Here is a 14338-nt window from a genome sequence, read left to right as displayed (position 1 = left end):
GCCGCCGCCGATTACGGCGTATCGTCCTCAGCTCGCGGGGACCGGGGGATCGACCGGCGTGATCGGCAAGCGCAGGGCGCCGGGCGCGGCGGCGGGGACGGCGGGCCGGACCGGCGCGACCGGATCGATGCGGCGGTAGGGCTCGCCGAGCGCGGGGCGCGGATCGGCCTGCCCCTTGTTGGGCCAGAAGGCCATGGCCCGTTCGGCCTGGGCGGTGATGGTCAGCGAGGGGTTCACGCCGAGATTCGCGGTGACCGCCGACCCGTCCGCGACGTGCAGGCCCGGATGCCCGAACACCCGCTGGTACGGGTCGACCACGCCGGTCTCCGCGCTCTCGCCGATGACGCAGCCGCCGATGTAGTGCGCGGTGGCCGGGATGTCGAAGACGTCCATGATCAGGCCGTGGGTGTCGCCGTCCACCTTGTCCGCGAAGCGGCGGCCGACCTCGTGCGCGAGCGGTATCCAGGTCGGGTTCGGCTCGCCCGTGCCCTGCCTGGTCTTCAGCTGCCCGCGCTTGCGGAACGAGGTCAGCGAGTTGTCCAGCGACTGCATCACCAGCAGGATCACCGACTTCTCCGAGGCGTGCCTGGCGTTCAGGCTGCGCAGAAACACCAACGGGTGCACCAGGATCGCCAGCAGGAAACGCAGGAAGCGGAACGCGCCGCCGTCCACGATCGGCACCGACATGGGGAACAGCGCGTTCTGGCCCTTGCCGTAGTGGCAGACCTCGATGTGGGTGTCGGCCTCCGGGTGGATGGAGGAGGTGATCGCGATGCCCTCGGCGAAGTCGCGGCGCGAGCGGCTCACCACATTGAGGATTGCTTCGGAGTTGCTGCGGGTCAGTTCACCGAGCCGCGGCGAGAGGCCGGGCAGGATCTTCTCGTCGCGCATCCGGTGCAGCAGCTTCTGGGAGCCGAGCGCGGCGCCGGCGAACACCACCTGCTCGGCGGTGAAGGTCTTGCGCTGCTTGCGAATCCAGCGATCAGAGCGCTCGGTCCGCACGGCGTAGCCGCCGCCGGGCAGCGGGCGCACCGCGGTCGCGGTGGTCAGCGGATGGACCTCGGCGCCCGCCTGTTCGGCCAGGTAGAGGTAGTTGGTCGTGGTGGTGTTCTTGGCGTTGTGCGGGCAGCCGGTGAAGCAGCGCGCGCAGTGCACGCAGCCGCGGCGGCGCGGGCCCGCCCCGCCGAAGTAGGGGTCGTCGACCTCGGCGCCCGGATCGGATTCGTTGAAGAAGACGCCGACGTTCGTGGCGTGGAAGGTGTCGCCGACGCCGAGATCGTCGGCGATCTCCCTGATCACCTCGTCGGCGGGCGTCATGCGCGGGTTGGCTGCCACGCCGAGCATGCGCTTGGCCTGGTCGTAGTAGGGCGCCAGCTCGGACTTCCAGTCGGTGATGTGCGCCCACTGCCGGTCGGTGTAGAAGTTCGGCAGCGGCTCGTAGAGGGTGTTGCCGTAGATGAGCGAGCCGCCGCCGACGCCGGCGCCGGAGAACACCGCGCACTTGCCGAGGATGCTGATCCGCTGCGGTCCGGTGAGGCCGAGGCGCGGGGCCCAAAGTGATTTACGCACGTTCCAATTCGTGCTCGGCAGGTCGTCGGCCGTCCACCGCCGCCCGGCCTCCAGCACGCCCACCCGGTACCCCTTCTCGGTCAGCCGCAGGGCGCTCACGCTGCCGCCGAACCCGGAACCGATCACTACCACGTCGTAGTCGAATGCGGGCATGACATCCTCTCCTCACCTATCGATGATGAGATATTTTCATACTCATTCTTTCACGGTGGGTGTTGTGGCGTAATCCCACGGCGAGCCCGGATGGCGGTCCGCGGGGTTCGTGCGGTAAGCACTGGCGTGTGACAACGGAATCGGGGACCACCGAACCCGGCGAGCGCGCCGACACCGGCGGCGGGGTGTTCGACGACCGCATCCTCACCGTCCCGAACGTGCTGAGCGTGCTGCGGTTGATCGGCGTCCCGCTGTTCCTGTGGCTGCTGCTCGTCGAACGAGCCGACGGCTGGGCCTTCGCGCTGCTCGTCGCCAGCGGCGTCACCGATTTCCTGGACGGCAAGCTGGCCAGACTGCTCGATCAGGGCTCGCGCCTCGGCGCGCTGCTCGACCCGTTCGTCGACCGGCTCTTCCTGGTGACCACCTTGCTGGCCTTCGTGATCCGCGGTCTGCTGCCGTGGTGGGTCGCGCTGCTGCTCGTCGGGCGCGACCTGTTGCTGACCCTGACCCTCTCGGTGTACAAACGACGCGATCTGGATCCGCCCGAGGTCATCTATCTGGGCAAGGCGGCCACCTTCGCGCTCATGTCCGCGCTGCCCTGGTTGCTTGCCGGACAGATGGATTGGGCGCTGGACGGTTTCGGCCGGGCCTTCGGCGGGGCCTTCCTGGTCTGGGGCACGGCGGTGTATCTGTGGACCGGCGTGCTCTACGCGGGCAAGGCCATTGCGGTGGCGCGAGCGATACCGGCTGTGGGGCACCGTCACCCATAGCGGATAAGGTTGCGTGCAACGTTCACTACGAAAGGACGCCCAGTGCCCCTAACCCCGGAGGATCTGCGGTACACCGAAGAGCACGAGTGGGTGCGCCGGGTCGCCCCGAATCGGGTGCGGGTCGGCATCACCGACTACGCGCAGTCGCAGCTCGGTGACGTCGTGTTCGTGCAGCTGCCCGACGCGGACCGGGAGGCGAACGCGGGCGAGAGCATCGCCGAGGTCGAATCGACCAAGAGCGTCTCGGACATCTACGCGCCGTTGGACGCGAAAGTCGTTGCGGTGAATGGTGAACTCGCGAGCGAGCCGGAGCTGCTGAACACCGATCCGTACGGTGCGGGGTGGCTGTTCGAGCTGGAGGCGGCGGACGCCGACGGGCTCGATGTCACGCTGGGTGAACTGCTGGATGCGGCAGGTTATCAAGGAGTTATCGGGGCCTGACGCGGCCTTCCCAGTTCTACCTGCACGGGCACGCCCCGGCAGGGTACGGTCAAAGCCAACAGATGTGCCGGCATCCGATGCCGGTGTTCTAGCGACACGACCGGTCGTGTCGGCGAAGCATCACCTGCTTGCATGGATAATCAGGTTCGAGGAGGAGAGAAACGGTGAGCGAGAACAAAGACCCGGGTTACCAGGAGACCGCGGCCGAGACGACGTCGGTCTTCCGCGCGGATTTCCTGAACGAGGTCGACGCGTCGCGCTCCGGTGAGCAGACCGGCGAACAGCCGGTCCAAGGGGTCGAGGGTCTGCCGGTCGGCGCGGCCCTCCTGGTCGTCAAGCGCGGGCCGAACGCGGGATCGCGGTTCCTCCTGGATCAGCCGACCACTTCGGCGGGTCGTCACCCCGACAGTGACATCTTTCTCGACGACGTCACCGTCAGCCGTCGGCACGCCGAGTTCCGGCAGGACGACGACACCTTCCAGGTGGTGGATGTGGGCAGCCTGAACGGCACCTACGTGAACCGGGAACCGGTGGACTCCTCGGAGCTGCAGAACGGCGACGAGGTCCAGATCGGCAAGTTCCGGCTCGTGTTCCTCACCGGACCGCGCGCCTCCGTGAACGAGCCGTCGGCGGGTGCGGGCAGTCTATGAGCACTGGTTCGGAGGGCGGTGTTCGCGGGTCCCTGCGTGGTCACGCTCCGCTGCCGCCTCCGGGCCCTTCGCTCGCGCCGCGGGCGCCGATGTGTGTGAAAGGCGCGGCGCTGTGACGGGCGCGGCGCAGTGGGCGCGCGGAGGGATGTCGATCGGCTCCGTTCTCGACCTGCTGCGACCCGACTTCCCCGATATCACCATCTCGAAGATCAGGTTCCTCGAAGCCGAGGGCCTGATTCGGCCGGAGCGTACGCCGTCCGGCTATCGCAGGTTCTCGGTCGCGGACTGCGAACGGCTCAGGTTCGTGCTGACCGCCCAGCGCGATCAGTACCTGCCGCTGAAGGTGATCAAGGAGCAACTCGAAGCGATCGACAGCGGGGCGGCCACGCTCGGTGTGCGGGAAGCCCGCGCCCGAGCGCACTCCGGTCGTCCGGGTGGTGCGGAGTCGGGGCCGGTCGCGGCCGCCGACTCCGGCCCCGTCGGTGCGCAGGGCGGCCGTGCCGCGCGGGTGGCCGCGCCGCGCCGATTGGGCGTGGTGCCCGGCGAGGTCTCGCCCGACGAGTTGCGCTTCGATCACGAAATCCGGCTCACCCGAGCCGATCTGCTGGAGCAGGCCGAGATCGATGAGAGATTCCTCAACGATCTGATCCGGGCCAACCTGATCGCACCGGGCGCCGCGGGATTCTTCGACGGCGAGGCGGTGACGTTGGCCAGAACCGCCCGCGCCATGGCGGAATTCGGTCTGGAAGCACGGCATCTGCGCGCCTTCAAACTGGCCGCGGACCGGGAGGCGGCGCTGCTCGCCCAGATCGCCGCGCCGATCGCGAAGAGCCGCGACGCGGGCGCGCGAGCAAGGGCCGAGGAAACCGTGCGCGAACTCGCGGCACTGTCGCTGACGCTGCACACCTGCCTGGTGAAAGCCTCGGTACGCAACTCTCTCGGAAGCTGACCTCCGCGCCTGTGTTCCACCCCGGCAACACGCCGATTTCGGCTGTGCACACCGATCGCAGCACCGCTGTCGGTTCGCCTAGACTCGTGGTACGGCGAGCTCTGCAGCGGTCAGGTCGGGCGGCCGGCGAATATGGGAGGCAGTGCTATGAGCGAGCGCAGCGAGCGAATCATGTGTCAGCGTGCTTCGCGCATGCCGGAGCCGAGCGTTAGCGAGGCGCAGGCATGAGAGAGCGAAGCGAGCGAATCATGTGTCAGCGTGCTTCGCGCATGCCGGAGCCGAGCGTTAGCGAGGCGCAGGCATGAGTGAAATGCGCGTGATCGGCATCCGCGTCGAGCAGCCGCAGAACCAGCCCGTGTTGCTGCTGCGCGAGGTGTCGGGGGATCGGTACCTGCCGATCTGGATCGGCCAGGCCGAGGCGACCGCCATCGTGCTGGAGCAGGAGGGGGTGACTCCCATCCGCCCGCTGACCCACGATCTGATCAAGATCTTGATCACCGAGCTCGGGCACACCCTCAAGGAAGTCAGGATCGTGGATCTGCAGGAGGGCACCTTCTACGCGGATCTCGTCTTCGACAACGAGCTACGCATCTCGGCCCGTCCGTCGGACTCGGTCGCCATCGCCTTGCGGGTCGGTTGCCCGATCCACGCCGAGGAGTCGGTGCTCGAGGAGGCCGGGTTGGTGATGCCCGACGAGCGCGAGGACGAGGTGGAGAAGTTCAAGGAGTTCCTCGAGTCGGTGTCGCCGGACGACTTCAAAGCCACCGACAGCTGAAGGGTTTCGCGAAAATCTTCTAGACCTCAACTACAGCTGAAGACTTTTACCGCGCGTCGCGTTTGGTCCGACGATGTCGCTCCCGAGAGAATCAACGGGAGTAATCTCGATAGTTGGGCCACGTCCGGAATGACGGGTTGTTGGTCATCACCGGAGCCGGGCCATCGATGAGGCTAGGCGTCTGCGGAGCAAGGGAGTGGTCAGTGGCAGAGCAATCGCAGGATGTGCGGCGGCCGGACGTTCGTCCGACCGAGGGCTCAGAGGTTCAGCCCGGCCTGTTCCCGGATGACTCCGTACCCGATGAACTAGTCGGTTACCGTGTGCCGAGCGCGTGCCAGGTCGCTGGAATCACCTACCGGCAGCTCGACTACTGGGCGCGGACCGGGCTCGTGGTCCCCTCCATTCGCAGCGCGGCGGGTTCGGGAAGTCAGCGGCTGTACTCGTTCAAGGACATCCTGGTCCTCAAGATCGTGAAGCGGCTGCTGGACGCGGGGATCTCGCTGCAGAACATCCGCATCGCCGTGGATCATCTGCGCAGCAGGGGCGTCCAGGATCTGGCGGGCATCACGCTGTTCTCCGACGGCACCTCGGTGTACGAGTGCACCTCGCCCGAGGAGGTAGTCGATTTACTGCAGGGTGGGCAGGGCGTCTTCGGTATCGCGGTCAGCGGCGCCATGCGCGAGCTGACCGGCGCCATCGCCAACTTCCCCGCCGAGCGCGCCAGCAGCGCGACCGAGCGTCCGGAGGACGAGCTGGCGTTCCGGCGCAAGGCGCGGATGAACAGAGCGACCGGCTGATATCGGCGAATCGAGGCCACCGTCTCCCACGAGGGACGGTGGCCTTTTTCGGCGTGCTCGCGCGGAGTGACGAGGGCGACACCGGGGCGGAGACGTTGTTTCGCGGGGCGGCGACATAAACTGACGGTGCGTCGCCGCCGTGCGGGAGAGTCCCGGTCTCGAGCAGACCGGGCGCCGAAGGAGCAGCACCTCCCCGTCAATCTCTCAGGCAACAGGGACCGTACGGGCTTCGGCGCCTCTGGAAAGCGGTGGTCTGCGCTGTGCGCAGGGCCGCCCGCCCATGGGGAAAGGGGACCGGCTCCGGCCGGGTCGCCCGAATCTCTCAGGCACCACGACAGAGGGGGAGGGCTGGTACCCGTCGACACCGCGTCCCTCGACACGGCATCGACCCGCCCGACCATGGAGCTGCTGCCGTGACTCGATCATTCGCCGACCGTCATATCGGACCCGACCGGGACGAACTAGCCCGGATCCTGCCCGTCGTCGGCGTCGGATCGCTGGACGACCTGGCGACCGCCGCGCTGCCCGCCAGCATCCTCGACGACTCCGCGGCCGGGGCGCTCGCCGCGCTGCCGCCCGCCGCCACCGAGCACGAGGTGCTCACCGAGCTGGCCGCGCTCGCGCACGCCAACACTGTGGCCGCCTCGATGATCGGCCTCGGCTACTACGACACCCTCACCCCGCCGGTGCTGGTGCGCAACCTGCTGGAGAATCCGGCCTGGTACACCGCGTACACGCCCTACCAGCCGGAGATCAGCCAGGGCCGCCTCGAAGCGCTGCTCAACTTCCAGACCATGGTCTCGGATCTGACCGGCATGGAAGTCGCCAACGCGTCCATGTTGGACGAGGCGACCGCGGCGGCCGAGGCCATGACGCTGCTGCGCAGGGCGGGCCGGTCGAAGTCGGCGCGGCTGCTCGTCGACGCGGACCTGTTCCCGCAGACCCGCACCGTGCTGGAGACCAGGGCCGAGCCGCTGGGCATCGAGATCGTCGAGGCGGATCTGTCGACCGGCGAGCTGCCCGAGGGCGACTTCTTCGGCGTGCTGTTGCAGGCGCCGGGCGCCTCCGGCCGGATAGTCGACTGGACGGCCGTGATCGCGGCGGCGCACGAGCGCGGCGCGTTGGTCGCGGTGGGCGCGGACCTGCTCGCGATGACGCTGATCACCCCGCCGGGCGAGCAGGGCGCCGACGCCTGTTTCGGCACCACCCAGCGCTTCGGCGTTCCGCTCGGCTTCGGCGGTCCGCACGCCGGGTATCTGGCGGTGCGCGGGCAGTTCGCGCGGCAGTTGCCGGGCAGGCTGGTCGGCGTCTCGGTGGACGCGGACGGCGATCTCGCCTACCGGCTGGCTCTGCAGACCCGCGAGCAGCACATCCGTCGCGAGAAGGCGACCTCGAACATCTGCACCGCCCAGGTGCTGCTGGCCATCGTGGCCGCGATGTACGCGAGCTACCACGGCGCGGACGGACTGCGGGCGATCGCGCGGCGAGTGCACGGCCACGCGGCGGCCATCGCGGCGGGCCTGGACGGCGCCGTCGTGCACGCCACCTTCTTCGACACCGTGCTCGCGCACGTCCCCGGTGGCGCGGAAGCCGTTGTGGCCAAGGCGAAGTCGCGTGGTATCAACCTGCGCCTCGTCGACGCCGACCACGTCGCCATCGCCTGCGACGAGGCGACCACCTCGGCGCACGTCGCCGCCGTGCTCGAATCCTTCGGCACCGCACGGTCGCTGGACGACGCCGCGGCCGCGCCCGCCGCCTCCATCGAGACGCGCACCACCGAGTTCCTGACCCATCCGGCGTTCACCAGCTACCACACCGAGACCGCGATGCTGCGCTACCTGCGGCGGCTGTCCGACAAGGACATCGCGTTGGACCGCAGCATGATTCCGCTCGGCTCGTGCACCATGAAGCTCAACGCGACCGCCGAGATGGAGCCCATCACCTGGCCCGGTTTCGCCAGGGTGCACCCGTACGCGCCGGTCGAGGACGCGCCCGGTCTGCTGAAGGTCGTCGCCGATCTGGAGAACTGGCTCTGCGAGATCACCGGCTACGACTCGGTGAGCCTGCAGCCGAACGCGGGCAGCCAGGGTGAGTACGCCGGGCTGCTCGCCATCCGCCGCTACCACCTGGACCGCGGCGACACGCACCGCGACACCTGCCTGATCCCGTCCAGCGCGCACGGCACCAACGCCGCGTCCGCGGCCATGGTCGGCATGCGCGTCGAGGTGGTCAAGTGCCGCGACAACGGTGACGTCGACCTGGACGACCTGCGCGCGAAGATCGCCGACCACGCCGACCGGCTGGCATGCATCATGATCACCTACCCGTCCACGCACGGTGTGTACGAGCACGAGGTGGCCGAGCTGTGCGCGCTGGTCCACGACGCAGGCGGCCAGGTGTACGTGGACGGCGCGAACCTCAACGCGCTCGTCGGCCTCGCCCGTCCCGGCAAGTTCGGCGGCGACGTCAGCCACCTGAACCTGCACAAGACCTTCTGCATCCCGCACGGCGGCGGCGGTCCGGGCGTCGGGCCGGTGGCGGTGCGCGAGCACCTGGCGAAGTACCTGCCCGGCGACCCGCTCGAGCGCGGTTCGCACGCGGTGTCGGCGGCCATGTACGGTTCCGCCTCGATCCTGCCGATCACCTGGGCCTACATCCGGATGATGGGCGCCGAGGGCCTGCGTCGCGCCACCCTTTCGGCCATCGCCTCGGCCAACTACGTGGCGCGCAGGCTGAACGAGCACTTCCCCGTCCTCTACACCGGCGAGAACGGCATGGTCGCGCACGAGTGCATCCTCGACCTGCGCGAGATCACCAAACGCACCGGCGTCACCGTCGACGATGTGGCGAAGCGCCTGGCGGACTACGGTTTCCACGCGCCGACCATGAGCTTCCCGGTCGCGGGAACGCTGATGGTGGAGCCGACCGAGAGCGAAAACCTCGCCGAGCTCGACGATTTCATCGAGGCGATGATCGCCATCCGCGCCGAGATCGATCAGGTCGGCGCGGGCGTCTGGCCGGTGAAGGACAACCCGCTGCGCGGCGCGCCGCACACGGCGGCCAGCCTGGTCGGCGACTGGGAACACCCCTACAGCCGCGAAATCGCCGTTTACCCAAGGGGTCTCGCACACGCGAGGGCCAAGGTGTGGCCGCCGGTGCGGCGCATCGACGGCGCGTACGGCGACCGTAACCTGGTGTGCTCCTGCCCGCCGCTGGACGCCTACACCGACTGACACGCGACGCGAGCCGCCGCGCCGAGGACAGCACCTCGGCGCGGCGGCTTTCGTGTGTTCGGACTCAGCTCAGAGCACGTGCCGCGGCGAGGGCCGCGTCGGCCGCCACGCGCGCGTCCTCGGCGGTCACCGGTTCGCGGGAGATGAACAGCCGGTAGAAGATCGGCGCGACAGCGAAGCGGACGATCTGCTCCGCGTCGACGGTGGACGGGAGGTCGCCGCGGTCGACTGCGCGCCGCACGAGTTCGGCCGACTGCCGGTGGCGCGCCTGGTAGAAGTCGTGCAGCGCGGTCGCGGCGGCGGAATTCTGCATGGCCGCGGCGATGAACGCGCTCGCGACCGGGCCCGCTTCCGGGTCGGCGAAGCCGGTTCGCACCAGTTCGGTCAGCGCGCGCAGGTCCTCGGCGAGCGTGCCGGTGTCCGGAATCGGCCACGGTTCGGCGGCGGCCAGGTCGAGCGCGTCGGCGATCAGTCCTTCCGGGCTGCGCCAGCGGCGATAGACCGTGGTCTTGTGCACCCCGGAACGCTGGGCCACCGCGTCCACCGAAAGCCCCTGGTAGCCGTGCTCGGCGAGCTCCGCGAGGGTGGCCGCGCGCACCGCGTCGCGGACCCGCGCGCTGCGGCCGCCGGGACGTTTCTGCGTCTCCAAAGACAACTCCTGTTGCGTTAAATCGGTCTGTTTGTTAGCTTAAAGCTACACAAGTAGCGATTGGAGTTCCATCTGACCACCCAGCTGACCCTCCGGGGTGTCGCGAAGTCCTACGGCGACCGCCGCGTGCTCGACGGCGTCACGCTCACGATCCGGCCCGGCGAACGAGTCGGCATCGTCGGGGAGAACGGTTCGGGCAAGTCGACATTGCTGCGCCTCATGATCGGAGCCGAGCGCGCCGACGACGGCGCCGTGACCGTCGAAGCGCCGGGCGGCATCGGCTATCTCGGCCAAACTCTGGTCGGTGAGACCGTCGCCGACGCCATCGATCTGGCCTTGGCCGAACTGCGCGACCTCGAACGGCGAATGCTGGAAGCCGCCGCCGCGCAGGACATGGACGCCTACGGCGAGCTGCTCACCGCCTTCGAGGCCAGGGACGGTTACGACGCCGACGCCAGGGTCGACAAGGCGATGCACGGCCTCGGGCTCGCGGGCATCGGGCGCGACCGCGCGGTGGCGAGTCTGTCCGGCGGCGAGCAGGCGCGGCTCGGTCTGGCCTGCCTGCTGGCGGCGTCCCCCGAGATCCTGCTGCTCGACGAGCCGACCAACCACCTCGACGAAGCGGCACTGACCTGGTTGGAGGACCGTCTGCGCGGCCATCGAGGCACCGTCGTGGTGGTCTCGCACGACCGGGTCTTCCTGGACCGCGTGGTGACCGCGATCATCGAGGTCGACCAGGGCGGCGTCACCCGATTCGGCGGCGGCTACACCGGCTTCCTCGCCGAGAAGGCCGCGGCGCGGCAGCGCTGGGAGCAGGCCTACGCGCAGTGGCGGGAGGAGATCCGGCGGCTCGAGGAGTTCTCGGCGACCACCGCGCACCGGGTCGCGGCGGGCCGGGTGATGAAGGACAACAACAAGATGGCCTACGACCGCAACGCGGGCCGAGTGCAGAGTTCCATCTCCTCGCGCGTGCGGCAGACGGCCGAGCGGTTGCGCAGGTTGACCGACGACCCCGTGCCGCCGCCACCGAAGCCGCTGCGATTTCGCGGCAGATTCGGTGCGGCACAGGCGAAGTCGTTCGAGATCGGCGAACTCACCCTTGGCCCGCGCGACCGGCTGCTGATCGACGGCCCCAACGGCTCCGGCAAGTCGACTCTGCTGGACGCGATCTACGCCCGCACCCCGGGCCGGGTCGGCTACCTGCGCCAGGAGGTCGCATTCGATTCGGCGCAGACCGTCGCCCAGGCCTACGGCCACGGCAGGGACGCGCTGGTGTCGACCGGGCTGTTCCATCGGAGCGCGCTCGACGTGCCTGTCGGAGCGTTGTCCGAAGGGCAGCGCCGCAGGCTGGCGCTGGCCAGGGTGCTGGCAGGCGAGCACGATCTGCTGCTGCTCGACGAGCCGACCAACCACCTGTCCCTCGCGCTGGTGGAGGACCTGGAGCAGGCGCTCGGTGCGTATCCGGGCGCGGTGGTCGTGGTCAGCCACGACCGGGCGCTGCGCCGCCGGTTCCGTGGAGAACGAAAGGAAGTGCACGAGTTTGCCTGAGGTCCGCACGACAATCGAGGCGCCGGGTGCGCCGTACGGCGTCACCGTCGACAAGGCGGGCGCGCTCTGGTTCACGATGGCCGCCCAGGGTGCGGTCGGCCGGTGGGCGGGGGAGAGCATCGAGACCTTCGCCCTCGACCCGGCCGACGGGCAGCCGACGGTGATCGTCTCGGGGCCCGACGACGCGGTCTGGTTCACGGAGTTTCGCGGCAACCGGATCGGCCGGATCGGCGCGGACGGCGTGCTGTCCTTCGTCGCCGCGGACGCACCGTATGGTCTGTGCCTCGGACCGGACGGCGCGCTCTGGTGCACCGAACTCCAGACCGGGCACATCGGGCGACTGTCCGACGACGGGACGATCACCCGCTACCCGGTCGAGGGGATGCCCTCGATGATCACGCCGGGCCCCGACGGCGCGCTCTGGTTCACCCTGAACCAGGTCGACGCCATCGGCCGCGCTACCACGGACGGCGCGATCACCACGTATCCGCTGCCGACCGAGCAAGCGAACCCGGTGGGGATCACAGCGGCCCCCGACGGCGCGCTGTGGTTCGTCGAGATCGGCGCGGGACAGATCGGCCGAATCACCGTCGACGGGGCGATCGAGGAGTTCCCGCTGCCCGATCGCGCCGCGCGTCCGCACGCGATCATCGCGGGACCCGGTGGGGCGCTGTGGTTTACGCAGTGGGGGAGCGCCCGGCTCGGCTGGGTCACCACCGCTGGGGAGATCGGCGAGCTCGACCTTCCCGGTGGGGAACCACACGGTTTGGCGGTCGGCACGGACGGCCTGATCTGGGTGGCCATGGAGTCGGGCGCGCTCGTGGGTGTCGAACCGGACGGCCGCGAACAGGCCGCCCGGCTTCGCGCACGAGGGGGCGAGTCGACGACGGAACCGCGCTCCGGCACACCTACAGAGCGCTGAGCGCCTCATCGACCGCGGTGCCCCGCGTTACGAAGTGGTGGGCGCCTGGACGACCGCGCTGCCGAAACTCAGGTCGTTCGAGGTGGCGAGCCGGGTGCAGGTGCCGCCGCTCCTACGGCGTGGTGAGGGCCTGGACGACCGCGCTGCCGAAGCTGAGGTCGTTCGAGGTGGCCAGCCGGGTGTAGGTGCCGCCGGTGCGCTGGGCCGCGGTCTGGAGCGTGTCGGTGCCGTTGCCGCCGATCACGATGACGTCGACGCGCACCGGGCGATCCGGGTCGGCGGCCGCCGCGAGATCGGCGAGCAGCTGCGCGCCGGTCACCGAGGAGTCGTCGTCGGGTCCGTCGGTGATGAGCAGCACCGAGTTCGTCCGTCCCTCGGCGTAGCCGTTGACGGCGCTGCGGTACGCGGCGAGCAGAGCCGGATAGGCCTGGTCGGTCCGGGTCTCGGTGGCGCGCACGGCGCTCAGCGCGGTGTCGAGCGCGGTGCGCTGGCCGTCGGCGAGGGCGGCGGTGCGGGCCTGCACGCGGTACGGGTTGACGCCGTCGAGACTCTTACCGAAGGTCCAGACGCCGAGGCCGAAGTCCGGCGGCATGACGTTCATGGTCGATCGCAGCGCGCCGAGCGTGTTCGCCAGTCGAGTGCTCGCGCCCTCGGCGGTCGACATGGATGCCGACACGTCGAGCAACACCGTGGAATGCACGCCGAGCACCGGATGCGCGAGGGTGGACCGCAGCTTGTCCAGCGCGGCGCGCGACGCGCCGGGACCGGTGGGCGGGGGCACCGCGGTGAAGCCCGCGCTGGTGAAGAACGGTGCCTGTTCGGGGTTGCGCAGGTAATCGACGAACAGTCCGGCGATCAGGTTCTGCGTCTGGTCGACCCACGGGCCCGACATGAGCGCGGCGGGATGATCGGCCACCGGCGGGTTGCCCGCGGGTCGGAAGACGGCGACACCGGGCTGCCCGGCTATGTGCTGTTCAGTAGCGGCTACCGCGTGGATGGCGGAGTTCGCGGCATGGGTCGGATCGGCGATCGCGGCGAGGGCGGCGGCGGTGTCCGCGGCCTCCGGCGCGCCGGACGCCAAGCCGGAGACCGCGGCGACCACCTGGCCGGACTGCGCGCCCGCGTCGGTCAGCGGCTCCTCGCCCGCCACGGCCGCACCGACCGCGACCGCGGCGGCCAGGGTGGCGTCGCCGTCCGGCAGCGCCATGCGCAACCCGCCCCAACCGGACAGGCCGAGCTCGCCGAGCGAACCCTGTTGCAGGCGAGGCAGATCGCCCCACGCGATCCGCGCGTCCTCCAGCGCGGCGCGTACCTGCTCGGGCACGCCGAGCGCGATGGGGCTGCCGGCGATCGGACTCGGTTCTCCCGCAACGAGTCCCGGCACCCGCATGATCTCGACGGCACGCGAGGAGCTCGGAATCCACAGTGCGGGTTGCGGTCCCAGCGCCGGGTTCCACGCGCCGCCCGCACGGAACGCCTCGGCCACCTCGGCCGAGGGTCGCGCCGTCACCGAGACGCGCGCGCAGTGATCGCGCACCTGCGGCTCGGTGGCGTTGTATTTGTCGGCGATGGCGCGCACCGGCGCCTCGAGGTCGGGATCGACGGTGACGAACAGCGTCGAGGGTCCCTCCACGCACTCCGCGGCCGCCGCGCTGTCGCGATCGGCAGCCCGGTCGCGGAACTGGACCCAGGCGAAAACCGCGGCGCCGAGTAGCAGAATGGCCACCACTGCGATAACCGGACCTTTGCTGATACCTCGAGATCTGGTCCCGCTGCGATGAGTGCCCACGGCGGTACAGTGTATGGTCACCGCCGGTTCGCCCGCCCGGCGAGTCCACCGGATCGGCGCGCGCGGCGCCGGGCGCCTCGACGTACGCGAGCC

At 69.7% G+C, this 14338-nt stretch carries 12 protein-coding genes and 1 riboswitch; of the genes, 9 read left to right on the top strand and 3 right to left on the bottom strand.

Features of this window, described 5'->3' with window-relative positions:
* Positions 1-27: 27 nt before the first annotated feature.
* Positions 28-1722, bottom strand: a complete 1695-nt coding sequence (locus tag ABZV58_RS25660) for a GMC family oxidoreductase (protein WP_355002707.1) — start codon at positions 1720-1722, stop codon at positions 28-30.
* 185 nt (positions 1723-1907) lie between these two features.
* Here ABZV58_RS25660 and ABZV58_RS25655 point away from each other — a divergent pair, with 185 nt between their 5' ends.
* The 7 genes from ABZV58_RS25655 to gcvP all read left to right on the top strand — a co-directional run bounded on the left by ABZV58_RS25655 (position 1908) and on the right by gcvP (position 9337).
* A complete protein-coding gene (locus ABZV58_RS25655; RefSeq protein ID WP_355003084.1) occupies positions 1908-2492 on the top strand; it encodes a CDP-alcohol phosphatidyltransferase family protein in 585 nt (194 codons plus the stop codon).
* A 42-nt stretch (positions 2493-2534) separates the two neighbouring features.
* Positions 2535-2933, top strand: coding sequence for a glycine cleavage system protein GcvH (gene gcvH / locus ABZV58_RS25650; RefSeq protein WP_355002706.1), 399 nt, complete (start codon positions 2535-2537; stop codon positions 2931-2933).
* 164 nt (positions 2934-3097) lie between these two features.
* A complete protein-coding gene (locus ABZV58_RS25645; protein ID WP_067839009.1) occupies positions 3098-3583 on the top strand; it encodes an FHA domain-containing protein in 486 nt (161 codons plus the stop codon).
* A 145-nt stretch (positions 3584-3728) separates the two neighbouring features.
* Complete coding sequence (locus tag ABZV58_RS25640; RefSeq protein ID WP_355002705.1) at positions 3729-4532, top strand: MerR family transcriptional regulator; 804 nt, start codon at positions 3729-3731, stop codon at positions 4530-4532.
* A gap of 301 nt (positions 4533-4833) precedes the next feature.
* The gene (locus ABZV58_RS25635) at positions 4834-5307 is read left to right on the top strand and encodes a bifunctional nuclease family protein (protein ID WP_067778565.1); all 474 of its coding nucleotides are present in this window, start codon (positions 4834-4836) and stop codon (positions 5305-5307) included.
* 203 nt (positions 5308-5510) lie between these two features.
* The gene (locus ABZV58_RS25630; RefSeq protein ID WP_067778562.1) at positions 5511-6104 is read left to right on the top strand and encodes a MerR family transcriptional regulator; all 594 of its coding nucleotides are present in this window, start codon (positions 5511-5513) and stop codon (positions 6102-6104) included.
* A 132-nt stretch (positions 6105-6236) separates the two neighbouring features.
* A riboswitch (glycine riboswitch) is annotated at positions 6237-6335 on the top strand.
* Between the two features lie 182 nt (positions 6336-6517).
* Complete coding sequence (gcvP, locus tag ABZV58_RS25625; protein WP_355002704.1) at positions 6518-9337, top strand: aminomethyl-transferring glycine dehydrogenase; 2820 nt, start codon at positions 6518-6520, stop codon at positions 9335-9337.
* Positions 9338-9401: 64 nt separating this feature from the next.
* Here the strand turns inward: gcvP and ABZV58_RS25620 are convergent, their stop codons facing one another.
* Positions 9402-9986 (bottom strand): TetR/AcrR family transcriptional regulator, encoded by a 585-nt coding sequence (locus ABZV58_RS25620; protein WP_355002703.1) that lies wholly within the window; start codon positions 9984-9986, stop codon positions 9402-9404.
* Between the two features lie 60 nt (positions 9987-10046).
* Between ABZV58_RS25620 and ABZV58_RS25615 the strand changes: the two genes are divergently transcribed.
* On the top strand, positions 10047-11534 hold the full coding sequence (locus tag ABZV58_RS25615) for an ABC-F family ATP-binding cassette domain-containing protein (RefSeq protein WP_355002702.1): 1488 nt from the start codon (positions 10047-10049) through the stop codon (positions 11532-11534).
* Positions 11527-12456, top strand: coding sequence for a virginiamycin B lyase (locus ABZV58_RS25610; protein ID WP_355002701.1), 930 nt, complete (start codon positions 11527-11529; stop codon positions 12454-12456). Before ABZV58_RS25615 ends, ABZV58_RS25610 begins: the two co-directional genes overlap by 8 nt.
* A 112-nt stretch (positions 12457-12568) precedes the next feature.
* On the opposite strand, the gene ABZV58_RS25605 is transcribed toward ABZV58_RS25610, so the two are convergent.
* Positions 12569-14182 carry a substrate-binding domain-containing protein gene (locus ABZV58_RS25605; protein WP_355002700.1) on the bottom strand — a complete coding sequence of 538 codons (1614 nt, stop codon included), beginning with the start codon at positions 14180-14182 and terminating at the stop codon, positions 12569-12571.
* Between the last annotated feature and the right edge of the window lie 156 nt (positions 14183-14338).

This window comes from Nocardia sp. NPDC004654 (genome assembly GCF_040609595.1).
Classification (GTDB): domain Bacteria; phylum Actinomycetota; class Actinomycetes; order Mycobacteriales; family Mycobacteriaceae; genus Nocardia.
Note: the sequence above shows the minus strand (reverse complement) of the source record. Positions and strands in the feature narration are given on the sequence as shown.